General features: G+C 55.2%; 26 protein-coding genes. 20 read left to right on the top strand and 6 right to left on the bottom strand.

The features are described 5' to 3' along the window. Positions 1-81: 81 nt before the first annotated feature. From ACI2J2_RS13415 to ACI2J2_RS13405, 3 genes are read left to right on the top strand one after another with little or no spacing between them, the layout of a single operon-like run. Positions 82-696, top strand: a complete 615-nt coding sequence (locus ACI2J2_RS13415) for a methylthioribulose 1-phosphate dehydratase (protein WP_209636786.1) — start codon at positions 82-84, stop codon at positions 694-696. Continuing rightward, a complete protein-coding gene (gene mtnC, locus ACI2J2_RS13410) occupies positions 693-1,382 on the top strand; it encodes an acireductone synthase (protein WP_209636784.1) in 690 nt (229 codons plus the stop codon). Before ACI2J2_RS13415 ends, mtnC begins: the two co-directional genes overlap by 4 nt. Further along, a complete protein-coding gene (locus ACI2J2_RS13405; RefSeq protein ID WP_209636782.1) occupies positions 1,379-1,921 on the top strand; it encodes an acireductone dioxygenase in 543 nt (180 codons plus the stop codon). The genes mtnC and ACI2J2_RS13405 overlap by 4 nt, the downstream gene beginning before the upstream one ends. A 17-nt stretch (positions 1,922-1,938) precedes the next feature. On the opposite strand, the gene mtnA is transcribed toward ACI2J2_RS13405, so the two are convergent. Next, positions 1,939-2,967 carry an S-methyl-5-thioribose-1-phosphate isomerase gene (mtnA, locus tag ACI2J2_RS13400; RefSeq protein WP_404760226.1) on the bottom strand — a complete coding sequence of 343 codons (1,029 nt, stop codon included), beginning with the start codon at positions 2,965-2,967 and terminating at the stop codon, positions 1,939-1,941. A gap of 144 nt (positions 2,968-3,111) precedes the next feature. Between mtnA and mtnK the strand changes: the two genes are divergently transcribed. Then, on the top strand, positions 3,112-4,311 hold the full coding sequence (gene mtnK, locus ACI2J2_RS13395; RefSeq protein WP_404760225.1) for an S-methyl-5-thioribose kinase: 1,200 nt from the start codon (positions 3,112-3,114) through the stop codon (positions 4,309-4,311). Positions 4,312-4,397: 86 nt separating this feature from the next. Here the strand turns inward: mtnK and ACI2J2_RS13390 are convergent, their stop codons facing one another. Further along, complete coding sequence (locus ACI2J2_RS13390) at positions 4,398-4,550, bottom strand: Hok/Gef family protein (RefSeq protein WP_404760224.1); 153 nt, start codon at positions 4,548-4,550, stop codon at positions 4,398-4,400. Between the two features lie 408 nt (positions 4,551-4,958). Continuing rightward, positions 4,959-7,415 (bottom strand): acyl-CoA dehydrogenase FadE, encoded by a 2,457-nt coding sequence (gene fadE / locus ACI2J2_RS13385; protein WP_209636777.1) that lies wholly within the window; start codon positions 7,413-7,415, stop codon positions 4,959-4,961. 245 nt (positions 7,416-7,660) lie between these two features. Here fadE and lpcA point away from each other — a divergent pair, with 245 nt between their 5' ends. Further along, positions 7,661-8,242: a D-sedoheptulose 7-phosphate isomerase gene (gene lpcA, locus ACI2J2_RS13380; RefSeq protein WP_404760223.1), complete on the top strand. Its 582-nt coding sequence runs from the start codon at positions 7,661-7,663 to the stop codon at positions 8,240-8,242. Positions 8,243-8,344: 102 nt separating this feature from the next. Next, entirely contained in the window at positions 8,345-9,151 is an 807-nt protein-coding gene (locus tag ACI2J2_RS13375; RefSeq protein WP_209636775.1) for a class II glutamine amidotransferase, read from the top strand. On the opposite strand, the gene dpaA is transcribed toward ACI2J2_RS13375, so the two are convergent. Then, positions 9,083-9,853 carry a peptidoglycan meso-diaminopimelic acid protein amidase gene (dpaA, locus tag ACI2J2_RS13370; protein WP_209636773.1) on the bottom strand — a complete coding sequence of 257 codons (771 nt, stop codon included), beginning with the start codon at positions 9,851-9,853 and terminating at the stop codon, positions 9,083-9,085. The genes ACI2J2_RS13375 and dpaA overlap by 69 nt on opposite strands. 253 nt (positions 9,854-10,106) lie before the next feature. Between dpaA and ACI2J2_RS13365 the strand changes: the two genes are divergently transcribed. Genes ACI2J2_RS13365 through nqrM form a run of 9 tightly spaced genes read left to right on the top strand, consistent with a single transcriptional unit; the run spans position 10,107 to position 17,542 of the window. Further along, the gene (locus ACI2J2_RS13365; RefSeq protein WP_404760222.1) at positions 10,107-10,427 is read left to right on the top strand and encodes a hypothetical protein; all 321 of its coding nucleotides are present in this window, start codon (positions 10,107-10,109) and stop codon (positions 10,425-10,427) included. Positions 10,428-10,432: 5 nt separating this feature from the next. Continuing rightward, positions 10,433-11,782: a Na(+)-translocating NADH-quinone reductase subunit A gene (locus tag ACI2J2_RS13360; RefSeq protein WP_404760221.1), complete on the top strand. Its 1,350-nt coding sequence runs from the start codon at positions 10,433-10,435 to the stop codon at positions 11,780-11,782. A 3-nt stretch (positions 11,783-11,785) separates the two neighbouring features. After that, complete coding sequence (locus tag ACI2J2_RS13355) at positions 11,786-13,027, top strand: NADH:ubiquinone reductase (Na(+)-transporting) subunit B (protein WP_209636769.1); 1,242 nt, start codon at positions 11,786-11,788, stop codon at positions 13,025-13,027. Then, on the top strand, positions 13,017-13,811 hold the full coding sequence (locus ACI2J2_RS13350) for a Na(+)-translocating NADH-quinone reductase subunit C (protein WP_404760220.1): 795 nt from the start codon (positions 13,017-13,019) through the stop codon (positions 13,809-13,811). The genes ACI2J2_RS13355 and ACI2J2_RS13350 overlap by 11 nt, the downstream gene beginning before the upstream one ends. Then, positions 13,804-14,433 carry an NADH:ubiquinone reductase (Na(+)-transporting) subunit D gene (locus ACI2J2_RS13345; protein WP_020825369.1) on the top strand — a complete coding sequence of 210 codons (630 nt, stop codon included), beginning with the start codon at positions 13,804-13,806 and terminating at the stop codon, positions 14,431-14,433. Before ACI2J2_RS13350 ends, ACI2J2_RS13345 begins: the two co-directional genes overlap by 8 nt. Before the next feature lie 6 nt (positions 14,434-14,439). After that, positions 14,440-15,036 (top strand): NADH:ubiquinone reductase (Na(+)-transporting) subunit E, encoded by a 597-nt coding sequence (gene nqrE, locus ACI2J2_RS13340; protein ID WP_012005400.1) that lies wholly within the window; start codon positions 14,440-14,442, stop codon positions 15,034-15,036. A gap of 15 nt (positions 15,037-15,051) precedes the next feature. Continuing rightward, entirely contained in the window at positions 15,052-16,275 is a 1,224-nt protein-coding gene (nqrF, locus tag ACI2J2_RS13335) for an NADH:ubiquinone reductase (Na(+)-transporting) subunit F (protein WP_037423058.1), read from the top strand. Then, positions 16,276-17,307 carry an FAD:protein FMN transferase gene (locus ACI2J2_RS13330; protein WP_209636765.1) on the top strand — a complete coding sequence of 344 codons (1,032 nt, stop codon included), beginning with the start codon at positions 16,276-16,278 and terminating at the stop codon, positions 17,305-17,307. 7 nt (positions 17,308-17,314) lie between these two features. Further along, complete coding sequence (gene nqrM / locus ACI2J2_RS13325; RefSeq protein WP_209636763.1) at positions 17,315-17,542, top strand: (Na+)-NQR maturation NqrM; 228 nt, start codon at positions 17,315-17,317, stop codon at positions 17,540-17,542. Between the two features lie 37 nt (positions 17,543-17,579). Here the strand turns inward: nqrM and ACI2J2_RS13320 are convergent, their stop codons facing one another. Continuing rightward, complete coding sequence (locus ACI2J2_RS13320) at positions 17,580-18,464, bottom strand: glycerophosphodiester phosphodiesterase family protein (protein WP_404760219.1); 885 nt, start codon at positions 18,462-18,464, stop codon at positions 17,580-17,582. 195 nt (positions 18,465-18,659) lie between these two features. Here ACI2J2_RS13320 and dinB point away from each other — a divergent pair, with 195 nt between their 5' ends. Beyond that, positions 18,660-19,721: a DNA polymerase IV gene (gene dinB / locus ACI2J2_RS13315; RefSeq protein WP_404760218.1), complete on the top strand. Its 1,062-nt coding sequence runs from the start codon at positions 18,660-18,662 to the stop codon at positions 19,719-19,721. 78 nt (positions 19,722-19,799) lie between these two features. On the opposite strand, the gene pepD is transcribed toward dinB, so the two are convergent. Then, entirely contained in the window at positions 19,800-21,260 is a 1,461-nt protein-coding gene (gene pepD / locus ACI2J2_RS13310) for a beta-Ala-His dipeptidase (RefSeq protein WP_404760217.1), read from the bottom strand. Positions 21,261-21,584: 324 nt separating this feature from the next. Here pepD and gpt point away from each other — a divergent pair, with 324 nt between their 5' ends. The 4 genes from gpt (at position 21,585) to proB (ending at position 25,198) form a co-directional block, all read left to right on the top strand. Then, positions 21,585-22,043 (top strand): xanthine phosphoribosyltransferase, encoded by a 459-nt coding sequence (gene gpt, locus ACI2J2_RS13305; protein ID WP_209636750.1) that lies wholly within the window; start codon positions 21,585-21,587, stop codon positions 22,041-22,043. 226 nt (positions 22,044-22,269) lie between these two features. Continuing rightward, complete coding sequence (frsA, locus tag ACI2J2_RS13300; RefSeq protein ID WP_209636748.1) at positions 22,270-23,517, top strand: esterase FrsA; 1,248 nt, start codon at positions 22,270-22,272, stop codon at positions 23,515-23,517. A gap of 60 nt (positions 23,518-23,577) precedes the next feature. Continuing rightward, positions 23,578-23,979 carry a sigma factor-binding protein Crl gene (gene crl, locus ACI2J2_RS13295; protein WP_209636745.1) on the top strand — a complete coding sequence of 134 codons (402 nt, stop codon included), beginning with the start codon at positions 23,578-23,580 and terminating at the stop codon, positions 23,977-23,979. Positions 23,980-24,094: 115 nt separating this feature from the next. Next, positions 24,095-25,198 carry a glutamate 5-kinase gene (gene proB, locus ACI2J2_RS13290; RefSeq protein WP_182824943.1) on the top strand — a complete coding sequence of 368 codons (1,104 nt, stop codon included), beginning with the start codon at positions 24,095-24,097 and terminating at the stop codon, positions 25,196-25,198. Positions 25,199-25,206 lie beyond the last annotated feature (8 nt).

Raw genomic sequence — 25,206 nt, 5'->3', positions numbered from 1 at the left:
TAAATGAAGAAAAGATCTAACCATCAATCAAATCATTCTAAGCTTCATCTGCTGGACGACCTTACAGACCGGGAAACGATAATGACCGAAAATCCGCAACTTACAGCGCTATTGTCTGCGTGCCACTGGATTGGTGAAAGGGGTTGGTGTCCGGCGACGGGCGGCAACATGTCGTTGCGTCTTGACGATCGGCACTGTCTGGTAACCGAATCCGGCAAGGATAAAGGCAGCCTGACTGAAACGGATTTCCTGCTGGTAGAAACGGACACCAATCACGTACCCAGCGGCCGCACGCCGTCGGCGGAAACCGGCCTGCATACCCTGATTTACCGCCTCTATCCGCAGATTGGCGCGGTGTTGCATACGCATTCAGTGAATGCGACGGTGTTGTCACGTGTTGAACCGGGTGATGGGCTGTTGTTGCAGGGCTATGAGATGCAAAAATCACTCAGTGGACAACGCACGCATCTGGATAGCCTGGTTATCCCTATTTTCGATAACGATCAGGACATCCCGCGCTTAGCGGCGCGCGTGGCGGCTTATGCTGAAGTGACGCCGTTGCAATATGGTTTTCTGGTGCGGGGCCACGGTTTGTACTGCTGGGGCAGCCAGGTCGCAGAGGCTCGCCGCCATCTCGAAGGACTGGAATTTCTGTTCCAGTGCGAACTGCAACGCCGCTTACTGGAGGCAAAATGATCCGCGCTATCGTCACCGACATTGAAGGCACAACCAGCGATATCCGCTTCGTACATCAAGTCTTGTTCCCTTATGCACGAGAAAGGTTGGCGGCGTTTCTTCGTCAGCACGCCGCTGATGCCGAAGTGGCCGCGCCGCTGAACGACTTACGCCAGGAAATTGATCGGCCGCAGGCGGACATTGAACAGCTGATTACTACGCTGTATCGCTTTATGGACGAAGATCGCAAATCTACCGCGCTGAAGGCACTGCAAGGCATCATTTGGCGCAGTGGCTACCAGAACGGTGATTTTCGTGGGCATTTGTACCCCGAAGTGGCCGAACAATTGGCGGCCTGGCAGCAGCAAGGGCTGAAGCTGTATGTCTACTCATCCGGTTCGGTAGAGGCGCAGAAACTGTTGTTCGGATACAGCGATGCCGGGGATCTTCAGCCGCTGTTCAGCGGTTATTTTGATACCCATGTGGGTGCCAAGCGCGACGTTGCTTCGTACCGCAATATTGCCCGTGAAATCGGTATTGCTCCCGACGCGCTGTTATTTCTTTCTGACATTCACCAAGAGCTGGACGCCGCGCGTGCTGCCGGTTGGCATACCTGCCAACTGATCCGCGATGATGCCGATGAGCAAAGCCAGCATCTGCAGGTTAACCGGTTTGATCATATCGATTTAGGGGAGTTTGCCTCATGAGTGGATTAACCATTTTCAGTGATAAAGAGCCGCAGCAACCTTTGTGGCAGAGCAACGATGCGCAGGCGATTCAGCAGCAATTGGCGCAGATTGGCGTACGCTTCGAACGCTGGCAGGCGGATCGCGAACTGGGTGAAAACCCAGAACCAGCCACGGTGATTGCCGCCTATCAGCAGCAAATTGATCGGCTGGTGGCAGAAAAAGGCTACCAGAGCTGGGATGTGATTAGCATGCGTCCTGACAATGCGCAGCGCGACGTGTTACGCAGCAAGTTCCTCTCCGAACACACACACGGCGAAGATGAAGTGCGTTTCTTTGTCGAGGGAGCAGGGCTGTTCTGCCTGCATCTGGAGGGAAAGATCTTCCAGATCCTGTGTGAGAAGAACGATCTGATCTCGGTACCGGCCGATACCCGCCATTGGTTTGATATGGGCTCGGCACCGAATTTCACGGCGATCCGCGTATTCGATAATCCCGAAGGCTGGGTGGCACATTTCACCGGCGACGACATCGCCGATGCGTATCCACGTCTCGACTGACCGCAATGATGCGGGCGTTAACCTAACGCCCGCGTGAATATCCCCTCATTGACTTGTTGCGGTGTGATTACGCCGCTGTCGAATACCCAACCGCTAATCAGTGCCGCTGGCGTCACGTCAAATGCCGGGTTATAGACCGGGGCATCAACAGGCGCCCACTGGCATGAACCAAAGCTCCCGGCGACGCCGGTCACCTCAGCCGCAGCCCGTTGCTCAATCGGGATTGCCGCTCCATTGGGACAGTGCGGATCCAGGGTGGTGTGCGGCGCAGCGACGTAGAACGGAATGCGGTGATAATGCGCCAGTACCGCCAGGCTATAGGTGCCAATCTTATTGGCGACATCACCGTTGGCGGCGATGCGGTCGGCACCTACCCACACGGCATCTACCTGGCCCTGTGCCATTAGGCTAGCGGCCATGGCGTCGCAAATCAGCGTATATGGGATACCCCGTTCGCCCAGTTCCCAAGCGGTCAGCCGCCCTCCCTGTAGCAGCGGACGGGTTTCATCGACCCATACCTGTTGTACCTTGCCTTGCTGATGAGCACGCAGCAGCACGCCAATGGCTGTGCCAATACCCGCGGTTGCCAAACCACCGGTGTTGCAATGTGTCAGCAGGCGGCTGCCGGGTTTCACCAATTCGGCACCGTGATCGGCAATGCGGTCACACAATTTGCGGTCTTCATCCACTAATCGCAATGCCTCTTCCACCATCGCGGGTACCCAGTGAGGTTGCGCCAGCGCGAGCTTCATGCGGTCCAGATTGTTCATCAAGTTGACCGCTGTCGGCCTTGAGGCACGTAGGGTCATCAGCGCTTGCTCCAGCTCTTCACGCGGCAGGCCGCGCTCTGCCAACAGGGCCAACAGCAGGCTGGCGGACAGGCCGATCAGCGGTGCGCCCCGTACTCGCAGGCTGTGAATATGCCCCACCAACTCTTCCACGCTGTCACAGGGACGCCATTGTTTTTCCTGCGGCAGAGCCTGTTGATCGAGGATCCAAAGTCGGTTGTCTCTCAGGGTCAAACTGGTGGTGTTAAGCGCTTGCATCGGCGGTTAATTCCTTGTTGCGTAGTTATTGCATCTGGAAAGCTATTCTGCCAACATGACTTCCAGATGTATAGACGTCCAAATGCTTTTACGTCTAAAAAATAATAATCGCTGTGTCAGAGAGACAGGAAAGAGGGGTTGGGAATGTCGCACTATCGTACGTTTACTGCTGCCGATGCCGTTGAATATGCCCGCCAATATGGGCAGTTGGCCGATCCTCACGCGCTTGTTAGCGCCGACGAGATTGGCGACGGTAACTTAAACCTGGTGTTCAAGATCCGCGATCGTGACGGCTTAAGCCGGGTGATCGTCAAACAGGCGCTTCCGTACGTGCGTTGTGTGGGTGAATCTTGGCCATTGACCCTGGATCGGGCGCGTATTGAAGCGGAAACCCTGTTGATCCACGGTGGTTTTTGCCCACGGCATACGGTAAAGGTGCTTCATCACGATCCCGAGCTGGCCGTGATGGTGCAAGAAGATCTCTCTGACCACCACATCTGGCGCAGTGAATTGCTCAAGGGCAAGTATTATCCGTTGGCGGTTGGGCAATTGGCGGAATATTTGGCCCAGACCCTCTTCCATACCTCCGACTTTTATCAGTCGGCACAGCAGAAAAAGGCGGAGGTCAGCCGCTTTACCAATCCTGAACTGTGCCAGATCACCGAAGATCTATTCTTTACCGATCCTTATATTGATCATGAGCGTAATCAATTCGATGCGGCGTTGTTGCCGCAAGTAGTTGAACTGCGTAACGATGCACCGCTAAAACTGGCGGTAGCCGGGTTGAAGCATCGCTTCTTGAGCAAGGCAGAAGCGCTGCTGCATGGCGATATTCACAGCGGCTCGATTTTTGTCGCAGAAGGTAAACTGAAGGCGATAGATGCCGAGTTTGGTTTCTACGGCCCGATCGGCTTTGACGTCGGCAGCGTGCTGGGGAACCTGTTGTTGAATTACTGCGGTTTGCCGGGACTTCTCGGGGCGCGTGACGCCGCCGCAGGGCGCGAGCAGCGTTTACAAGATGTGCGCGAGCTTTGGCTGATTTTCTCCGATCGTTTCCTGGCATTATGTCACCAACAGACCCGTGAACTTGCGTTGGCGGTACCAGGCTATGCCGAACAGTTCCTGCAACAGGTGTGGACGGATGCGGTAGGTTACTGTGGCAGTGAGCTGATTCGTCGCACTATTGGCCTGGCACATGTTGCCGATCTGGACAGCATAGACGATACCGAGATGCGCATTGAATGTCAGCGGAATGCCTTGGGGTTGGGCCGTGCGTTGATCGTGAACGCGCCACAGATTGAGCATATTGATGCCTTACTGGCGCGTATCCGCCAGAACGGTTAGAAGCGTGGTGGATGCCGTGGGGGAGGGTGCTCATGGATCAGTCGTCAACAACCAACAGGCGGGGCGAGCCCCGCCGTTGGGTTGCCTTACCTTTCGGGTTCGTAAGCCAAAATGGCTGCAACCTCCGTGCCCCCCAGTTTGATGCGCAATTCGCATAGCGAACCGCGGGTAATCCACATCAGCGCTATCAACGTGATGCAGATAATCATCAGCCTGAGAACGACCCGTTCTTGCTGCATTTTTGACCTCCTTGTCCTTGCCTTGCGGCGGGTAAGAGGCTAACCTGATGTTGCTTAGACATGAGAGTGGCCTCGGGTTGATAATATCGACTCGGGGCCTTTCTCTTTCTTCCCCTTCGTCTTTCAAGCTGCAGCGTTGTTGGCTGCATTCGCTTACCCCGGTCACTCACCAAAGTGAGCTCGCGGGGATGCCCGAACTTGCCGCCTAGCTGCAACATGAAATCCATTGGGTTAATCCGTTGCCAAGGCTCCGGACAGAAAGATCCAGAGCACCCATCCGCAGCCTATCCAATTATTCCCAAGATTAAATTAGTCGTTTTTCAATGTTGCGAATTGCTGCGCATTTTCTAGCGGCAATAAAAAAGGGGCGATGAATTATCGCCCCCTGAGGAAATGTGATTATTGCAGTTACGCGGCTTCGGTCTGTTTCTGGCGCTTATCCAGCTTTAGCGACTTTTCCGGCTTATTGGCCGCCAGCGCATCCGGCTCGAAGTCATCAACGTTAATGGAACGCAGGCGGCTCTCTTCGGCTTTCACCAAGATCTTCGCTTCATCCGCGTTAATCTTGCCTTCTTCCAGCGCACGTTGCGCCAGGCGATCCAGTCGGGTGAACGGCAGATTCTTGCCTGCTGCCTTGCACAGACGGTCGTGAATCGGTTCGGCGGCGATCACATCAACCAGCGCGGCTTCCATCAGGCCAATTGGGTTATGCTCGCTTGGTGTCAGATACTGGCCACGGCCCAGGCGGCTACGGGTGGCAGACGGCTGTTGGAGGATCTTGGCCAACTGGTGATCCAGGCGGTCGGACGGGGCGGTATGCACACGGCCGAACGGGAAGATCACGAAGCGCATTGCACCGGCGATAAAGCGGTTCGGGAAGTTACGCAGCAGATCGTCCAACGCTTGCTCTGCCTGGTGCAGGCTGTCCTGAACGCCCCAGTGAACCAGCGGTAAATCTTCTTTTTGACGGCCTTCATCTTCAAAACGTTTCAGCGTAGCGGATGCCAGGTACATTTGGCTGAGGATATCCCCCAGACGGGCGGAGATACGCTCACGACGCTTCAGGCTACCCCCCAGAACACCCATGGATACGTCCGACAGCAGTGCCAGGTTCGCGCTCAGACGGTTCAACTGCTGATAATAGCGGCGAGTTGCGTCTTTGGTTGGTGTGCCACTGGTGCGGCCGTTCGTCAGGCCCAGCCAGAAACTGCGTACCTTGTTGCTGCCCACGTGGCCCAGGTGGCCGAACAGTGATTTGTCAAAGGCGTTCAGATCGTTCTTCTGCGCTGCTGCCATTTCGTCCAGAACGTATGGGTGGCAGCGGATAGCGCCCTGACCGAAGATCATCATGGTACGGGTCAGGATGTTCGCCCCTTCAACCGTGATGGCGATAGGTGCACCTTGATAGGCACGGGCCAGGAAGTTGGATTTGCCGAGCATGATCCCTTTACCGCCGGCGATATCCATTGCATCAATGATTGCCTGCTGGCCACGGTGGGTACAATGGTATTTCACGATAGCTGAGAGGACAGCCGGTTTTTCGCCCAGCATCAGGCCGCTGGTGATCAACGTAGCTGCTGCATCCATCACATAGGTGTTACCGGCGATGCGTGCCAACGGCTCTTCGATACCTTCCATCTTGCCAATAGAGAGTTTGAACTGACGGCGGATATGCGCGTAAGCACCAATCCCCAGCGCCATGGATTTCACGCTGCCGGTGGAGTTGGAAGGCAGCGTGATACCGCGACCGACAGACAGGCACTCAACCAGCATACGCCAGCCCTGGCCGGCCATTTTTGGCCCACCGATGATGTAATCAATGGGGACAAACACGTCATTACCGCGAGTCGGACCGTTTTGGAAGGGGACGTTCAGCGGGAAGTGACGGTTACCGATTTCCACACCTGGGGTGCTGGTTGGGATCAGCGCACAGGTGATGCCCGGAGATGCATTATCGCTGAGCAGATGGTTCGGGTCATACAGTTTGAACGCCAGGCCAAGCACAGTAGCAACCGGAGCCAGCGTGATATAGCGTTTGTTCCAGGTCAGGCGCATGCCCAAGACCTGTTCGCCTTGCCACTCGCCCATACAGACGGTGCCGACATCTGGAATAGCGCCGGCATCGGAGCCTGCTTCCGGGCTGGTCAGGGCGAAACAAGGGATCTCATCGCCACGAGCCAGGCCTGGGAGGTAGTGATTTTTCTGCTCATCAGTACCGTAGTGCTGCAACAGTTCACCTGGGCCGAGGGAGTTAGGCACGCCAACGGTGATGGCCAGGATACCGGAAACGCCGGACAGTTTTTGCAGCACGCGTGCCTGTGCATAAGGAGAGAAGTCCAGGCCGCCGTATTCTTTCTTGATGATCATCGCGAAGAAGCGGTGTTCTTTCAGATATGCCCACAGTTCCGGCGGCAAATCGGCCAGTTCATGGGTGATCTGGAAGTCGTTCGCCATACGGCAGGCTTCTTCCACTGGGCCGTCAATAAACGCCTGCTCTTCGGCGGTCAATTGCGGTTTCGGGTAGTTATGCAGCTTGTTCCAGTCCGGCGTACCGCGGAACAAATCGCCTTCCCACCAGGTAGTACCGGCTTCGATAGCTTCCTTTTCGGTGGTGGACATAGGTGGCATTACCTTGCGGAACGCACGCAGCGCCGGGGCAGAGAGCATGGAACGACGCAATGAGGCGACGTTCAATGGCAGCAGGATAATCGCCAGCGGCAGCAGCATCCAAAAGGTCCACAGACCAATGGCGCCCATAGCAGCGGTGTATGCCAGAAGAATAAGGCTACTGAGGGTGAGGTTCACTCGGTGATAAAACACCACACCAATGAGTGCCAGCAAAACAACAATACTAAGAACCATCATAAGAAGCTCCAAAGTGGCAAGAGGTCTGACCTGTTGTGTGTATGTAATAGGTTTTAGTACAACGCCATATTTTTATCAATGCATTTACAGTTTAATTACAACTTAAGTCACAAACTGACCGCATCAATAATCAAAAACCTCATTGGTGCCTCAACCGCGGTGCTGTTTAACTCACAGTGCTTCTCGGTTTTTCCCCGATCCGTTACACTGCGGGGCGGAAGATTGACGATAACAAGAGGTTCCTCATGTACCACGACCTTATTCGTAGTGAACTGAACGAAGCGGCCGATACCCTGGCAAAATTTATCAATGACGACGCCAATATCGACGCGATTCAACGTGCAGCGGTGCTGCTGGCCGATTCCTTTAAAGCCGGTGGGAAAGTTATCTCCTGCGGCAACGGCGGCTCCCACTGTGACGCCATGCACTTTGCCGAAGAGCTGACGGGCCGCTACCGTGAAAACCGTCCGGGCTATCCGGCGATTGCCATTTCCGACGTTAGCCACTTGTCCTGCGTCAGCAACGATTTCGGCTATGAGTACGTGTTTTCACGCTATGTGGAAGCGGTAGGCCGTGAAGGTGACGTATTGCTGGGCATTTCCACCTCCGGCAACTCCGGCAATATCATTAAAGCTATCGAAGCGGCGCGTGCGAAGGGAATGAAAGTGATCACCCTTACCGGCAAAGATGGCGGCAAAATGGCGGGTTCCGCCGACGTGGAAATCCGTGTGCCGCACTTCGGCTATGCCGACCGCATTCAGGAAGTCCATATCAAAGCGATTCACATCTTGATTCAACTGATCGAAAAAGAGATGGTTAAGGCGTAATAGCTGCTGAGGGGCCCCTGGTCCCTCATTAATTATAGTACGGGTGCCGCCTACTGCACCCGTATAGATAGACGGTGTCAGTGTGGTTAAGGAGTGCTGGCGATGTGTGAACTGCTCGGGATGAGCGCAAACGTACCGACCGATATTTGCTTTAGCTTTACCGGGTTGGTTCAGCGCGGTGGCCGTACAGGGCCACATAAAGATGGTTGGGGCATTACCTTCTACGAAGGGAACGGTTGCCGCACGTTTAAGGATCCCCAGCCGAGTTTCGACTCGCCGATAGCACGCCTGGTGCAAGAATACCCCATCAAATCCTGCGCGGTGGTCTCGCATATCCGTCAGGCCAATCGCGGTGAAGTTTCGCTGGAAAATACCCACCCGTTCACCCGTGAACTCTGGGGACGTAATTGGACCTACGCACACAATGGCCAGTTGAAAGGCTACCGCCAGCTGGAAACCGGCACTTTCCGCCCGGTTGGTCAGACCGACAGTGAGTACGCTTTCTGCTGGTTGCTGCACCAGCTTTCACTTAAATACCCGCGCACCCCTAGCCGCTGGCCACCGGTCTTCCGTTATATCGCTCTGCTGGCGGATCAACTGCGTCAGAAAGGGGTATTCAATATGCTGCTGTCGGATGGGCGCTTTGTGATGGCCTATTGCTCCACCAATCTGTATTGGATTACGCGTCGCGCACCTTTTGGTAAAGCGACGCTGCTCGATCAGGATGTAGAGATTGATTTTCAGCAGCAGACCACACCTAACGATGTGGTCACGGTGATCGCCACCCAGCCACTGACGGCGAATGAAACCTGGCACAAGATTGCACCAGGCGAATTCGCGCTATTTCACTTCGGTGAGCGGCTTGGCCTGAGCGAAGGGATTGGTACTGACAGCGGGAGCCGTGGTTGACGCATATTGCGTCATCTGGCTGCTGCTCAGCACGGGTTGGCCCAGCACGTACTGACCGTTGGCTACGCTGACCATCGGCGGCTGATGGTTTTTGACGAAGTAGTCGTAGCCTGGCTTCAACTGACGCCAGAAGGCGATGTAGTTGGATGAGCCGTGGCGTTTCAGGTTCTGATCGGTCATGCGGAACGGATAGATACTGATATCAATCCGGCTCTGGCCGTAAGCGAATGCAGCTTCGACGTAACGGTAAATCTCGTCCATATACGTGTTGGTCATCGCATAACAACCAATCGATTTGCATTCACCGTGGATCATCAGATAAGCGCCGGAATACCCCTGTGATTTATCGTAATCATTAGGGAAACCGATATTTATTGCCCGATAATACTTACTGTCGGGTTTCAGATGACGTGCGTCAACGCTATAAAAGCCTTCTGGACTTTTAAAGTCACCTTCACGGCGTTTTGGGCCGAGGCCGCCGGAGAAATTACAGATTTGGAAAGACTTTACCAAGCGGAATTCGTTGCCCATTTTGGCATACAATTCCAGCGTGCGTTCTTCTTTGAAAATCTGAATATAGACCGGTGAACCGACTAATTGCTGTTTAACTACCGGAACCTCGGGAACCTGCTCGCTGGCGCTGCAGGCCGTGATCATCGGCATAGAAAAAAGCATCGCAAACAACAGTGCGATTTTTCTCATTATTATTCCTGCTTATATTTATCTGCTGGCTCAATGTTCATGGCCAACATGCCACTGATTATTGTTTTACGGTCTTAAAACACCGTCAGATTACCAGTGTGTTCTATTTTAGCAATATGCGATATGTATAAAAAAACTACAAACTTCGATAAAAGTGAATCGACAGGCAGATTTTAACGATTAGTGATGTAAAAGGGCCAAAATTTAATTGCGTTTGCTTGACTCAGGTCACTGCCCAACGCAGAAAAATGTTGTGGAAAATGTTAATATTCCGTCTCGAATAAACCTGCTGTTAGGGTCGCAGAGCAGAGGTGTTGATGTTATCACCCTGTCTAGTATGTGGACATTCGGCGGCAGCAAAATATTAACAGCGTTTTTATCGCGCCAAAAATGGATGCAGGAGTTAATCGACGGAATGTACGTGACCCCATTTTGTCAGTGCGCAATATTTCATGTTGAGCGTGATGCCGTTGCGCCCAACCCAGAGGCTGTTGATGCAGCCTCATCATCCAGGCATCGTCAGCACCAGCCTCTGGGGCCGGTAAGACGTGTGAAACTAACCAACATCGTATAAATCCTATGATTAAAATCAGAAAAGGGTTAGATCTGCCCATTGCCGGAGCACCGATTCAGGCGATTCAGGACGGCCCAATAATTCAGCATGTCGCCCTGCTTGGGGAAGAGTACGTCGGAATGCGCCCGTCCATGCTGGTGCAGGAAGGCGATACCGTGAAGAAAGGTCAGGCGCTGTTCGAAGATAAAAAGACCCCCGGGGTTTTCTTCACCGCGCCCGCCAGTGGCCGTATTGTGGCCATCAACCGTGGTGAGCGGCGCGTATTGCAGTCGGTTGTGATCGCTGTTGAAAACGGCGGTGATGATCAACTGGCGTTTGCTCATTACCCCGCAGCTGAGCTGGCCATGCTGCCGCGTGAACAGGTCGAAAGCGAACTGCTCGCCAGCGGTTTGTGGACCGCGCTGCGCACCCGGCCGTTCAGTAAAACACCGGCTCCCGGTACCACCCCACGTGCAATTTTCGTCACCGCAATGGATAGCCAGCCGCTGGCTGCCGATCCGCAGGTGATCATTGCCGAGCAGCTAGCGGCGTTCAACGCTGGGCTGGCGGTATTGGCGCGTATGACCGACGGCAAGGTGCATGTTTGTCACGCCGCCGGCGCGAACCTGGGTAAACAGCCCGATGCGCAGGTCACCTATAACGAGTTCGCCGGCCCGCACCCTGCGGGGCTGGTGGGGACCCATATTCATTTCCTCGAACCGGTCAGTTTGAAAAAGACCGTCTGGCATATCGGCTACCAGGACGTGATTGCCATTGGCACGTTGTTCACCACAGGCAAGCTCGATACTCGTCGAGTAGTTGCGTTGGCTGGACCGCAGGTGGAAAACCCCGTGCTGCTGCGTACCCGTCTGGGCGCCAGCCTCGATGAACTGACAGCAGGCCGTTTGAAAGCCGGTGAAAACCGCGTGATTTCTGGCTCAGTGTTAAGCGGGACGCATGTCGCCGGGCCGAACGACTACCTTGGCCGTTTCCACTCGCTGGTTTCTGTACTGCAGGAAGGGCGCGATAAAGAGTTATTCGGTTGGATCGCACCGTCGCCGGATAAGTTTTCTATCACCCGCACCACGCTGGGCCACTTCCTGAAGAACAAACTGTTTGCCTTCTCGACCACCACCCACGGCGGTGAGCGTGCAATGGTGCCGATCGGTAACTATGAGCGCGTCATGCCACTGGATATCCTGCCGACGCTGCTGCTGCGTGATCTGTTGGCGGGTGACAGCGACAGCGCACAGGCGTTGGGGTGTCTGGAACTGGACGAAGAAGATCTGGCGCTATGCACCTTCGTTTGCCCCGGCAAGTATGAATACGCTCCGGTGCTGCGCGATGTGCTGACCAAGATTGAGCAGGAAGGATAACCGATGGGCCTGAAGAATTTTTTTGACAAGATAGAGCATCACTTCACTCCGGGCGGCAAGCTGGAGAAGTGGTACCCGTTATTTGAAGCGACGACGACGGTGTTTTACACCCCAGGTCTGGTAACGCGCGGCGCTTCACACGTGCGCGATGCCATCGATCTGAAACGTATGATGATCCTGGTGTGGCTGGCGGTATTCCCTGCGATGTTCTGGGGTATGTACAACGTCGGTCAACAGGCCATCCCGGCCCTGCACCACCTTTACAGCGGCGATCAGCTGCAACAGGTGCTGGCGGGCGATTGGCACTACCGGCTTGCACAATGGCTGGGGGCGTCCCTGGCGGCGGATGCCGGCTGGATCAGTAAAATGGTGCTGGGTGCCTGTTACTTCCTGCCGATCTATGCCGTGGTGTTTCTGGTCGGCGGCTTTTGGGAAGTGCTGTTTGCCATCATTCGCAAGCATGAGATTAACGAAGGTTTCTTCGTCACTTCGATTCTGTTTGCGCTGATCGTGCCACCAACGCTGCCCTTATGGCAGGCCGCACTGGGTATTACCTTTGGTGTGGTGGTCGCGAAAGAGATATTTGGCGGCACCGGGCGTAACTTCCTTAACCCGGCGTTAGCAGGGCGTGCGTTCCTGTTCTTCGCTTACCCGGCACAGATTTCCGGGGATTTGGTGTGGACCTCCGCTGACGGCTTCTCCGGCGCGACGCCGCTCGCGCAGTGGAGCGTGGGTGGGGCGCATAGCCTGAGCAACGTGGCGACCGGCCAGTCTATCAGTTGGATGGATGCTTTCCTCGGTAACATCCCCGGTTCAGTTGGTGAAGTCTCTACGCTGATGATCCTGCTTGGTGGCGCAATCATTCTGTTTGGTCGCGTGGCGTCCTGGCGCATTGTCGCCGGCGTGATGCTGGGCATGATGGCGACGGCCTTCTTGTTCAATTCCATCGGTTCTACCACCAACCCGCTGTTTGCCATGCCGTGGTACTGGCATCTGGTGTTGGGCGGTTTTGCTTTCGGCATGATCTTTATGGCCACCGACCCGGTTTCTGCCTCGTTTACCAACAAAGGCAAATGGTGGTACGGCATTCTGATTGGCGTGATGTGCGTGCTGATTAGGGTTGTCAATCCAGCCTACCCGGAAGGCATGATGCTGGCGATTCTGTTCGCCAACCTGTTCGCGCCGCTGTTCGATTATCTGGTGGTGCAGGCCAACATCAAGCGGAGAAAAGCCCGTGGCGAATGAATCTAAAAACGACAGCATCGGTAAAACGCTGCTGGTGGTACTGCTGCTGTGCCTGGTGTGTTCTGTGGTGGTGGCGGGTTCCGCTGTCGGCCTGAAGTCCAAACAGCAGGAACAGAAGTTGCTCGACAAACAGCGCAATATCCTTGACGTGGCAGGCTTGCTGCAACCGAAGATGGAAGGTGAGCAGGTTAAAGCGTTGTTCACACAACGTATCGAACCACGTTTGCTGGATTTAAACAGCGGTGAGTTTGTGACGGGCAAGGCGGCTGCGTTCGATTTGGCTGCGGCATTGCGTGACGACAGTAAAAGCGCGGCACTGCCGGCAGCTCAGGATCCGGCAGGTATCAAACGCCGCAGCAATCAGGCAGAGATTTACCTGGTGCGTGACGATAGCGGTGCGGTGAATAAAATTGTCCTGCCTGTCTACGGCACTGGCCTGTGGTCGATGATGTACGCCTTTGTTGCGTTGGATAACGACGGCAACACGGTGAAAGGGATTACTTACTACCAGCAAGGGGAAACTCCGGGGCTGGGTGGTGAGGTTGAGAATGCCAGCTGGCGTCAGCAGTGGATCGGTAAAAAGCTGTTTGATGACAACGGGCAGCCGGCGATCCGCGTAGTGAAAGGCGGGGCGCGTCAGGGGGATGACCACGGGGTGGACGGCTTGTCCGGCGCCACGCTGACTTCCAACGGTGTGCAGCATACTTTTGACTTCTGGTTGGGCGAGCACGGCTTTGGCCCGTTCCTGAAAAAAGTTCGTGAGGGAGCGCTGAAAAATGGCTGATTCCAAAGAGATTAAACGGGTCCTTTTGGGGCCGTTGTTCGACAACAACCCGATCGCCCTGCAGGTGCTTGGGGTCTGTTCTGCGTTGGCCGTGACCACCAAGCTGGAGACGGCCGTGGTGATGACCATTGCAGTGACGCTGGTAACGGCGTTCTCCAGCTTCTTTATTTCACTGATCCGCCACCATATTCCAAACAGCGTGCGCATCATCGTGCAGATGGCGATTATCGCGTCATTGGTCATTGTGGTCGATCAGCTGTTGCGTGCCTATGCGTTCGAGATCTCCAAGCAGCTGTCGGTGTTTGTCGGCTTGATCATCACTAACTGTATCGTGATGGGGCGCGCCGAGGCCTATGCCATGAAGTCGCCGCCCATCGAGAGTTTCATGGACGGTATCGGCAACGGGCTGGGCTACGGCGTGATCCTGGTGTTGGTCGGTTTCCTGCGTGAGCTGTTCGGGTCTGGCAAGTTGTTTGGCATTCCCGTGCTGGAAACGGTGCAGAACGGCGGCTGGTATCAGCCAAACGGCCTGTTCCTGCTGGCACCGAGTGCGTTCTTTATCATCGGCCTGCTGATTTGGGCGCTTCGCACCCTGAAACCAGCGCAGATCGAAAAGGAGTAATGGCCGATGGAACATTATATCAGCCTGTTTGTACGCGCAGTGTTCGTTGAGAACATGGCGTTGGCGTTCTTCCTGGGGATGTGTACCTTCCTGGCCGTGTCGAAGAAGGTATCGACCGCTTTTGGTTTGGGCATCGCGGTGACCTTGGTGCTCGGGATCTCCGTACCGGTGAACAACCTGGTCTACAACCTGATCCTGCGTGACGGCGCGCTGGTGGAAGGTGTTGATCTGAGCTTCCTTAACTTCATCACCTTTATCGGCGTCATTGCAGCGCTGGTACAGATTTTGGAGATGATCCTCGATCGCTTCTTCCCGTCGCTGTACAACGCACTCGGTATTTTCCTGCCATTGATCACAGTGAACTGCGCCATTTTCGGTGGCGTTTCCTTTATGGTGCAACGTGACTACAACTTTGCCGAATCGGTCGTGTACGGCTTCGGCTCCGGCACTGGCTGGATGTTGGCGATTGTCGCGATGGCGGGTATCCGCGAAAAACTCAAGTATGCCAATGTCCCCGCTGGGTTACGCGGTCTGGGCATTACCTTTATCACCACCGGGCTGATGGCGTTGGGCTTTATGTCCTTCTCCGGTGTTCAGTTGTAAAGGCGGGAAGAAGATATGGAAATTATTTTAGGCGTCGCGATGTTTACCGGCATCGTCATGGTGCTGGTGCTGCTCATCCTGTTCGCCAAATCAAAACTGGTGAACACCGGTGACATCGCGGTGGAAGTTAACGGCGATCTGGACAAAAGCTTTACCGCTCCGGCGGGTGACAAGCTGCTGAATATGCTCTCCAGCCAGGGGATCTTCGTTTCGTCCGCTTGTGGCGGCGGGGGATCTTGCGGCCAGTGTCGTGTCGTGATCAAAGAGGGCGGCGGCGATATCCTGCCGACCGAGCTGTCACACATCAACAAGCGTGAAGCGAAAGAAGGCTGTCGATTGGCCTGTCAGGTGAATGTGAAGCAGAACCTGAAAATCGAGTTACCGGAAGAGATCTTCGGCGTGAAGAAATGGGAGTGCGAGGTTATCTCCAATGATAACAAAGCCACCTTTATCAAAGAGCTGAAGCTGAAAATTCCTGACGGTGAAGACGTGCCGTTCCGCGCAGGTGGGTTTATCCAGATTGAAGCGCCGGCACACGACATCAGCTACGCCGATTTTGACGTACCGGACGAGTACCGTGGCGACTGGGACAAGTTCAACCTGTTCCGCTACCGTTCGGTGGTGAATGAAACCACCGTGCGTGCCTACTCGATGGCGAACTACCCGGACGAAAAGGGCATCATCATGCTCAACGTGCGTATCGCCACGCCACCACCGCGCGATCCGGACGTGCCACCGGGCATCATGTCTTCCTACATTTGGTCGTTGAAGGCCGGTGACAAGGTGACCATTTCCGGGCCGTTCGGCGAGTTCTTCGCCAAGGACACCGACGCAGAAATGATCTTCATCGGTGGCGGTGCGGGTATGGCACCGATGCGTTCGCATATCTTTGACCAGCTCAATCGTCTGAAGTCGAAGCGCAAAATTACCTTCTGGTACGGTGCGCGTTCACTGCGTGAAATGTTCTATGAGGACGATTTCAATCGGTTGCAGGAAGAGAACGAGAACTTCACCTGGCACGTGGCACTTTCCGATCCGCAGCCGGAGGATAACTGGACGGGTTACACCGGCTTTATCCATAATGTTCTGTTGGAAAACTATCTGCGGAATCACCCTGCGCCGGAAGATTGCGAATTCTACATGTGCGGTCCGCCAATGATGAACGCTGCGGTGATCAAGATGTTGAAAGATCTGGGTGTCGAAGACGAAAATATCATGCTCGATGACTTTGGTGGCTAAATGCGTGGATGGGCAATGAAGGGGTTAATAACGACGGTGGCGCTGAGCGCCACCCTGTTATTGACTGGCTGCGGGCCGGAGCAGGTGAATCTCGACGGTAAAACCATGGGGACGTCTTATTCGATCCGCTATGTTACCGGCGACGACACGCCGTCTGCCGCTAAAATACAGGCGGAGATCGACAAGCGGTTAGAGTTGGTCAACGATCAAATGTCTACCTACCGGCCGAATTCCGAACTGAGCCGCTTCAATGCCAGCCGCGTCGTGGATAAGCCTTTCCCGGTCTCTGCCGCGACGACCGAAGTGGTGCTGGAAGCGCTACGGATTAACCGCGTCACCGATGGCGCGCTGGACGTGACCGTCGGGCCGTTGGTCAATCTGTGGGGGTTCGGGCCAGAAGGGCGACCGGAAAAGGTACCGAGTGCTGCGGCACTGGAACAACGTCGCGCCTGGACGGGGATCGACAAGCTGTCGGTGCAGGGCAATGCGTTGGTTAAGCGCATTCCAGAGCTATATGTGGATCTCTCTTCGATCGCGAAAGGCTATGGTGTGGATGTGATTGCCCAATATCTGCAATCGCAGCAGGTTAAAAACTACATGGTGGATATTGGCGGTGAGGTGCGTACCCGTGGCCATAACGGCGAGAAAAAACCATGGCGTATTGCCATTGAGCGACCAACCGCCGGCATGGAGCAGAAAGCGCAACTGGTGATCCAACCGGGTGAGATGTCGATCGCCACTTCGGGCGATTACCGCAACTACTTCGAGCAGGGCGGCGTGCGCTATTCGCATACGATAGATCCCATCACCGGCCGGCCGATCCATCACCATTTAGTGTCGGTCACGGTGTTAAGCCCTACCTGTATGGCTGCCGATGGTTTGTCGACCGGGCTGAACGTTTTGGGGCCGGAACGCGGCATGGCGCTGGCGAACCTGATGGGGATCCCGGTGTTTATGATTGTGAAAACCGCGACTGGCTTTGAAGAGCGCTACTCCGATGCGTTTAAACCCTATTTGAACAATAACTCGTGAGGTCGCTATGTTGACCGTATTTATCGCCAGCTTCGTGTTGTTTCTGCTGATTGTCGGCGGGATGTCATTGGGCTACGTGTTCAAACGCAAAAGCCTGCAAGGCAGCTGTGGGGGTATTACCGCGCTGGGGATGGATAAAGTGTGTGATTGCCCTGAACCTTGCGATGCACGCAAGAAGCGTCTGGAGAAAGAGGCGATGCGTCAGAAGCAGTTGGACAAGCACCGGATTATTTGAATACAAGGGGCGCATGCAGCGCCCCTTTCGCTATCTGTTATTTGGCTTGGCGAAAGCTTTTCGCCTCGGCCGGTGAGTTGACCATCACGCCGTCTACACCCAACGCCAGCGCCTGTTGGTGTTCCGCCGGTGAGTTAATGCCGAACAGAATAATGTGTGCAGGCCCCTGCGAACGGAAGCAGTCGATCGACTCTTTATCCCAGGTCAAAAACGCCTTGGAACGCCCTTCACCCAGCGTAAATTTCTCCACGACTTCCACTTCTCGCTTCAGTTCCAACCCGTACCAGCGCGGTTGCTGATTATCGGGTTTCAGCTCGCACTGATGTGACAGGCTGATATTTGCCAGCAGATCGCGGGTTTCATCGCGCGTCTCAAAACGTTTGATGGCTTTCGGTAGCGCCTGCAGATAGTTGGCATCGGTGGAATACACGCGGGTGCGGTCCAGGCTGTTGGTTTTCTCCAATGTCGCCAACAGGGCTTTGCCGAATTGAACAGGGTCTGCGTCCGGCGACTTGATATCCAGATAGAAGTTGACCTTGGGGAACGCCGCCAGAATCTCATCCAACCTTGGAATGCCAATGCCTTTTCCGCGGAACGGGTGTGCCTCGCCTTGGGTGAATGACCAACCGGCATCGACTTTTGCCAACTGCGCGGCGGTAAAGGCGGAAACCAATCCCTGTTCGTTGGTCAGCGCTTTCAGATCAGAAGGGCGATACAGCACGATCGCGCCGTCTTTGGATTCCTGTAAGGTGATCCAAATGGCGTCTGCGCCGTTTTTCAGTGCCGTTTCTATAGCGACGCGGGTGTTTTCAGGCGCGTCGGCGGTGCCACCCCGGTGCGCAATAATGGCAGGGGCGGCCTGAGTGGCAATGGATATCAGAGATAAAGCAGAAGCCAACAAATAGACAGATAATGTTTTCATGTAGGGCACCATCCTGTGCGAGGCGTTATGGTTGTCAGTCACTGGGGGGATTAATTTTCACAGCGTACTATTGAAAAATTACGCTTTTTTAACAAGTCGAAGATAATTGGTTGAAACCCTGTTTTCTTCGAACTGAACCGAGGCTTGAGCTTTCTCTTTTTGCCTGTATACTTATACAGTATTATTGGAGGCGCAATGCGTAAAATCATTCATGTCGATATGGACTGCTTCTTCGCAGCGGTAGAAATGCGCGACGATCCCAGTTTGCGTGAGATTCCGCTGGCGATCGGCGGCAGTGCCGATCGGCGCGGGGTGATCAGCACCGCCAATTATCCTGCGCGTCGTTATGGTGTGCACAGCGCGATGTCGACAGCGATGGCACTCAAGCTTTGCCCGCATCTTAAACTGCTGCCAGGCCGTATGGCTGCCTATAAAGAAGCCTCGCAACACATCCGCGAAATATTTGCGCGCTACACCCCGCTGATTGAACCGTTATCCCTGGATGAAGCCTATCTGGATGTGACCGACTGCACCCAGTGCAACGGTTCGGCGACGCTGATCGCCCAGCAAATCCGTCAGGCTATTTCCGATGAGCTGAACCTCACCGCGTCTGCCGGTATTGCCCCCATCAAGTTCCTCGCCAAGATTGCTTCAGAGCTCAATAAGCCGAATGGCCAATACGTCATCACGCCGGCACAGGTGCCGGCATTTTTACAGCAACTGCCGCTGAGCAAAATCCCCGGCGTGGGGAAGGTGACCGCAAAACGGTTGGAAGAGGTGGGGCTGATCACCTGCGCAGACGTGCAACAGTACGATCTTGCTGCTCTGTTAAAGCGCTTCGGCAAGTTTGGCCGTGTGCTGTGGGAGCGCTGCCAGGGGATAGATCTGCGTGAGGTTTCGCCAGAACGGCTGCGTAAGTCGGTGGGGGTTGAGCGTACGCTGGCGGAAGATATCCATGACTGGGAGGAGTGTGAAACCTTGATCGTCGATAAGCTCTATCCCGAGCTGGAGACGCGGTTGCGTAAAGTGAAACCGGATCTGCACATTGCCCGCCAAGGGGTGAAGCTGAAGTTCCAGGATTTCCAGCAAACGACGCAGGAACACGTCTGGCCGGTGCTCAATAAAGACGACTTGATCAACGTGGCACGGCAGGTATGGCGCGAGCGGCGTGAAGGGCGTGGGGTGCGGCTGGTCGGCTTGCACGTAACGCTGTTGGACCCGCAACTGGAGCGTCAGCTGCTGCTGCCGTGGGAATAATAAAGGCGCAATGCAAGATTGCGCCTTTATGTAAACGGCTCGGTCATTTTTGGGGTTCAGCGTGCCGAACCCGGCAGATTACGCGCGCTCCGGGATAGCCTTCAACAGTGCGGTCAGCAGCTTCCAGTACAGGCCCACGCTTTCGATATGCACTTGTTCATCCGGCGAGTGTGGCCCGGTAATGGTTGGCCCAATTGATACCATATCCATATTTGGATACGGCTTTTTGAACAGGCCGCATTCCAGACCGGCGTGGATCACCATGATGTTTGGCGTCTTGTTAAACAGATCCTGGTAGATCTCACGCACCAGGTGCATGACCGGTGAGTCAGCATCTGGCTGCCAGCCCGGGTAGCCCCCTTTTGGTGCCACTTTGGCGTTAGCCAATTGGCCCAGAGCGGTCAGCATACCCACCACATAATCTTTGCCACTGTCGATCAGTGAACGGATCAGGCAGATGATTTCTGCTTCGCTGTCGTTGGTGGTGACCACGCCCACGTTCAATGAGGTTTCTACCACGCCTTTGACTGCGTCGCTCATGCGGATCACGCCGTTTGGCGTGCCATTAAGCAGCGCGACGAAACGCTGTTGGCAGTCGGCGGTCATTGCCTGAGATGCACTGGTGGTTGGCTCCAACAGCACGGTAATGTTTTTCTCTTTCGCGGCCAGTTCGTTTTGCAAGGTTGCCAGAAACGCCTGGGTCAGCGCTTTCAAGGCATCGGCTTTTTCGGCCGGTACGGCAACCACTGCAGAGGCTTCACGCGGGATAGCATTGCGCAGGGTACCGCCGTTCAGATCCAGCAGGCGCAGGCTCAACTCAGCGGTATGATCAAACAGGAAGCGTGCCAGCAGTTTGTTGGCGTTGCCCAGACCCACGTGGATATCGGCACCGGAGTGACCGCCTTTCAGGCCCTTGATCGTCAGCTTCAGGGTCTGATAACCGGCAGGTACGGCTTCGCGCTGCAGTGGCAGGGTGGTGATGAAATCAATACCACCGGCGCAACCCATGTAGATCTCGCCTTCTTCTTCGGAGTCGGTGTTGATCAGGATATCCGCTTGCAGCCAGTTAGCTTGCAGCCCGAACGCGCCGTCCATACCGGCTTCTTCGGTCATGGTCAGCAGCACTTCCAGCGGGCCGTGCTCAACGCTGTCGTCGGCCAGCACTGCCAGGGCAGAAGCCATACCGATACCGTTGTCGGCCCCCAGCGTGGTACCGCGTGCTTTAATCCACTCGCCGTCAATGTACGGCTGAATCGGATCCTTGGTGAAGTCGTGCACCGTGTCGTTATTCTTCTGTGGCACCATATCCAGGTGCGCCTGCAGGGCGACGGGCTTGCGGTTTTCCATGCCTTTGGTGGCAGGTTTACGCAGCAGAATGTTGCCTACATGGTCACGTTCGGCGTGCAGGTGTTTCTCTTTCGCCCACTCGAGGATGTGCTGTGCCAGCGCTTCTTCATGATAAGAAGGATGCGGAATAGAGCAGATTTTGGCAAAAATATCCCACAGCGGCTGTGGTGAAAGTTGAGACAATTCAGACACTATAAGTCTCCTGTAACAGCATTCTCGGCAAGGCGGGAATGCCGCTCGGTTAGGGTTAGGGGCATCTGTGCGGCTTTGGCACGATCTCCAGAGAATATCACTTTATTCCGGGCGGTGCCCGTACCGTATTGCGCTGTTTAAGCGCTTGATCACACTCGTTTGACGCGTCATTGCTCATTTATTCAGCATCAATCACCAGACGAATTACTTATGAATTCCACGGTTCAACTGGTATTTGGTGCGTCCAGTCTTTATAATCTCGCGCAACCTTTTTTCCCCTGATTACTGAGTAAGCCGCACCACTGCTGGCTGGGACACCATTCTATGAGCGAAAAATACGTTGTTACCTGGGATATGCTGCAAATGCAAGCGCGCAAGCTGGCTCACCGCCTGCTGCCTGCTGACCAATGGACAGGCATTATTGCCGTAAGCCGCGGCGGCCTGGTGCCGGCAGCCTTACTGGCCCGTGAGTTGGGTATTCGCCACGTGGATACCGTCTGCATTTCCAGCTATGACCATGACAACCAACGCGAAATGAAAGTGCTCAAGCGTGCGGAAGGCGACGGCGAAGGCTTTATCGTGATCGACGATCTGGTGGATACCGGCGGCACCGCGAAAGCGATCCGTGATATGTACCCGAAAGCGCATTTCGTCACCATCTTCGCCAAGCCGGCGGGTCGCCCGCTGGTGGATGACTATGTGGTTGATATCCCGCAAGACACCTGGATCGAACAGCCATGGGACATGGCGGTGACCTTCGTGCCACCGATCGGCGGCCGTTAAGTTCGCCACACTGATTCGTGAAAACGCCCGGCTTTGCCGGGCGTTTTTGTTTCTGATATTCGCCACTGGGCCATGGGGTGTGCATCAAGGTAGCAAGCGAGCGGGGCCGGCACAGATGTCGCTTCAAGTATGACGGGTATATCGCGCCAGAGTTCGGTACACTACCTCGAGTTAATTAGTAGGCTGTTTGCGGCCTACGGCCAGATTTACGGAGGCTGTTGTTACCATGGCACAGGCCAACCTTTCTGAAATCCTGTTTAAACCCTCATTTAAGCACCCAGAGACCTCGACACTGGTCATGCGTGCGCGCAACAAAGTCAGTGCAGAGCTGCATTCCACGCTAGAAGGCAATACCGTCAGTAACTGGTATCGCATGCTTAACCCCCTACTGTGGACCTGGCGCGGTGTCGATCCGATCGAGATCAACGAAGTGCTGGCGCGCATTGCGGTCGCAGATGTGGAACACACCAACGACAAGTGGCTCGATACCGTGGTCGGTTACCGTAACGGCAACTGGATCTACGAGTGGGTACACCAGGGCATGCGCTGGCAGCAGAGCGCGCTGGAACAGCAAGATCCCCTGATCGGTGGGCAGCACTGGCTGAACGCCGCCAATTTTTACAGCATCGCCGGTTACCCGCACCTGAAAGGGGATGAGCTGGCCGAACAGGCTGAAGCGCTGTCCTGTCGGGCCTACGAAGAGGCCGCGCTGTTACTGCCGTACCAGTTGAAAGAGCTGGAGTTCCGCATTGAGGGCGGCAGCAGTATCACCGGGTTCCTGCATATGCCAGAGAAAGGCGAAGCGCCGTTCCCAACGGTACTGATGTGCGGCAGTTTGGACACGTTACAGACCGATTATCACCGCTTTTTCCGCGACTATCTGGCACCGCATGGCATTGCCATGCTGACCATTGATATGCCTTCTATCGGTTCTTCTTATAAGTGGAAACTCACGCAAGATTCCAGCTTCCTGCACCAGCAGGTGCTCACTCAACTGGCCTCGGTGCCGTGGGTTGATCATCAGCGGGTGACGGCGTTTGGCTTCCGTTTCGGCGCCAACGTCGCCGTCCGTCTTGCCTACCTGGAGCCGCAGCGGCTGCGGGGTGTGGCTTGTCTGGGGCCGGTGGTGCACCGCTTGTTGTGCGACATCAACACGCAGCGACACGTGCCGGATATGTATATGGACGTGCTGGCCAGCCGCATGGGCATGGCCAACGCGTCGGATAACGTGTTGAAGATTGAGCTGAACAGTTATTCGCTGAAAACCCAGGGATTGTTGGGCCGCCGCTGTCCGACGCCGATGTTGGCCGGTTACTGGGATCAAGATCCCCTCAGCCCGAAAGAGGAAGCGCAACTGATCGCGTCGTCTTCTATGGACGGCAAGCTGATCGCCATACCGCGCGCGCCTGTCTACAGCAGTTTCCACAAGGCATTGCTACAGATGACACATTGGATGAAAGATAAAATGCGTTAAATAGTTGCTAAATTTTAACAATTTGTTAAAAAGAGTGGTCTACATTGAGGAGGTTAAAGAATGACGTTACCGAGTGGTCACCCTAAAAGCCGACTAATGAAACGTTTCGCCAGCTTGGGGCCGTATCTGCGTGAAGGGCAGTGTGAGAACGACCGTTTTTTCTTTGATTGTTTAGCCGTTTGCGTCAATGTTAAGCCCGCACCAGAGAAACGCGAGTTCTGGGGCTGGTGGATCGAACTGCATGCTGAAGATACGCGCTTCACCTACGCCTATCAGTTCGGCCTGTTTGATAAAGAAGGGCATTGGACGCCGGAAAAGATTAAAGATACTGAAGTCAAAACCAAGCTGGAAACTACCCTGCGTGATTTCCACCGCCGCCTGGGCGAACTGCTGAACACAATGGAACTGACGTTAGAGCCCGCCGCTGATTTCAAAGAAAAACTGATTAAACTTTCCGCCTGACCCCGTTTGACCACAAGTATTCTGCTGATTTCGCGTTGTGCCTGTTGGCATAACGCGTCTCTCCTGTTACAAAGTCCCTAGTATTATTCTTCTCATCTTATACGGCAGAAACACTATGAACGGCAGCCAGACACTGGTTGTGAAATTGGGCACCAGCGTGTTGACCGGCGGATCGCTGCGTCTTAACCGTGCCCATATTGTCGAACTGGTACGCCAGTGCGCACAACAGCATGCAGCGGGTCACCGCATCGTTATCGTGACTTCCGGCGCGATTGCCGCCGGGCGCGAGCATTTGGGTTACCCCGAACTCCCCGCCACCATCGCCTCTAAGCAGCTGCTGGCGGCGGTTGGGCAGAGCCGGTTGATCCAACTGTGGGAACAACTGTTTTCCATTTACGGTATCCACGTCGGGCAGATGCTGCTGACGCGTGCCGATCTGGAAGACCGTGAACGCTTCCTCAACGCACGCGACACCATGACGGCGCTGCTGGACAACCGTATCGTGCCGGTAATCAATGAGAATGACGCGGTCGCGACCGCAGAAATCAAGGTGGGCGACAACGATAATCTGTCGGCACTGGCGGCGATCCTCGCCGGGGCCGATAAGCTGTTGTTGCTGACCGATCAGCAGGGGTTATACACCGCAGACCCACGTAACAACCCGCAGGCGGAGCTCATCCGTGAAGTGCACGGCATCGACGACGCACTGCGCGCCATCGCTGGCGACAGTGTTTCCGGCCTGGGTACCGGCGGTATGGGGACCAAACTGCAAGCCGCTGACGTGGCCTGCCGCGCCGGTATCGACGTGATCATCGCCGCCGGCAGCAAGCCAGGCGTCGTGGGCGACGTGATTGAAGGCAAACCGGTGGGCACGCGTTTCCATGCGCTGGAAACCCCGCTGGAAAACCGCAAACGTTGGATCTTTGGTGCACCACCGGCCGGCGAGATCACCGTAGACGACGGTGCCGTCGACGCCATTATGGCGCGTGGCAGTTCGCTGCTGCCGAAGGGCATCCGCGAAGTTAAAGGCGATTTCTCCCGTGGTGAAGTGATCCGCATTCGCAACCTGGCGGGGCGCGATCTGGCGCACGGCGTCAGCCGCTACAACAGCGACGCGATGCGCATGATTGCCGGGCATCACTCACAGGAAATCAGCGAAATTCTCGGTTATGAATACGGCCCGGTGGCAGTGCACCGCGACGATATGATAGTCAGTTAAGGAGTGAG

Origin of the sequence: Serratia sp. NPDC087055 (genome assembly GCF_044900985.1) — a bacterium.
Classification (GTDB): domain Bacteria; phylum Pseudomonadota; class Gammaproteobacteria; order Enterobacterales; family Enterobacteriaceae; genus Serratia.
Note: the sequence above shows the minus strand (reverse complement) of the source record. Positions and strands in the feature narration are given on the sequence as shown.

Coding starts and splice junctions, on each gene's coding strand:
- ACI2J2_RS13415 (WP_209636786.1), top strand. CDS start 82: ATGACCGAAAATCCGCAACTTACAGCGCTATTGTCTGCGTGCCACTGG.
- mtnC (WP_209636784.1), top strand. CDS start 693: ATGATCCGCGCTATCGTCACCGACATTGAAGGCACAACCAGCGATATC.
- ACI2J2_RS13405 (WP_209636782.1), top strand. CDS start 1,379: ATGAGTGGATTAACCATTTTCAGTGATAAAGAGCCGCAGCAACCTTTG.
- mtnA (WP_404760226.1), bottom strand. CDS start 2,967: ATGCAAGCGCTTAACACCACCAGTTTGACCCTGAGAGACAACCGACTT.
- mtnK (WP_404760225.1), top strand. CDS start 3,112: ATGTCGCACTATCGTACGTTTACTGCTGCCGATGCCGTTGAATATGCC.
- ACI2J2_RS13390 (WP_404760224.1), bottom strand. CDS start 4,550: ATGCAGCAAGAACGGGTCGTTCTCAGGCTGATGATTATCTGCATCACG.
- fadE (WP_209636777.1), bottom strand. CDS start 7,415: ATGATGGTTCTTAGTATTGTTGTTTTGCTGGCACTCATTGGTGTGGTG.
- lpcA (WP_404760223.1), top strand. CDS start 7,661: ATGTACCACGACCTTATTCGTAGTGAACTGAACGAAGCGGCCGATACC.
- ACI2J2_RS13375 (WP_209636775.1), top strand. CDS start 8,345: ATGTGTGAACTGCTCGGGATGAGCGCAAACGTACCGACCGATATTTGC.
- dpaA (WP_209636773.1), bottom strand. CDS start 9,853: ATGAGAAAAATCGCACTGTTGTTTGCGATGCTTTTTTCTATGCCGATG.
- ACI2J2_RS13360 (WP_404760221.1), top strand. CDS start 10,433: ATGATTAAAATCAGAAAAGGGTTAGATCTGCCCATTGCCGGAGCACCG.
- ACI2J2_RS13355 (WP_209636769.1), top strand. CDS start 11,786: ATGGGCCTGAAGAATTTTTTTGACAAGATAGAGCATCACTTCACTCCG.
- ACI2J2_RS13345 (WP_020825369.1), top strand. CDS start 13,804: ATGGCTGATTCCAAAGAGATTAAACGGGTCCTTTTGGGGCCGTTGTTC.
- nqrE (WP_012005400.1), top strand. CDS start 14,440: ATGGAACATTATATCAGCCTGTTTGTACGCGCAGTGTTCGTTGAGAAC.
- nqrF (WP_037423058.1), top strand. CDS start 15,052: ATGGAAATTATTTTAGGCGTCGCGATGTTTACCGGCATCGTCATGGTG.
- ACI2J2_RS13330 (WP_209636765.1), top strand. CDS start 16,276: ATGCGTGGATGGGCAATGAAGGGGTTAATAACGACGGTGGCGCTGAGC.
- nqrM (WP_209636763.1), top strand. CDS start 17,315: ATGTTGACCGTATTTATCGCCAGCTTCGTGTTGTTTCTGCTGATTGTC.
- ACI2J2_RS13320 (WP_404760219.1), bottom strand. CDS start 18,464: ATGAAAACATTATCTGTCTATTTGTTGGCTTCTGCTTTATCTCTGATA.
- dinB (WP_404760218.1), top strand. CDS start 18,660: ATGCGTAAAATCATTCATGTCGATATGGACTGCTTCTTCGCAGCGGTA.
- gpt (WP_209636750.1), top strand. CDS start 21,585: ATGAGCGAAAAATACGTTGTTACCTGGGATATGCTGCAAATGCAAGCG.
- frsA (WP_209636748.1), top strand. CDS start 22,270: ATGGCACAGGCCAACCTTTCTGAAATCCTGTTTAAACCCTCATTTAAG.
- crl (WP_209636745.1), top strand. CDS start 23,578: ATGACGTTACCGAGTGGTCACCCTAAAAGCCGACTAATGAAACGTTTC.
- proB (WP_182824943.1), top strand. CDS start 24,095: ATGAACGGCAGCCAGACACTGGTTGTGAAATTGGGCACCAGCGTGTTG.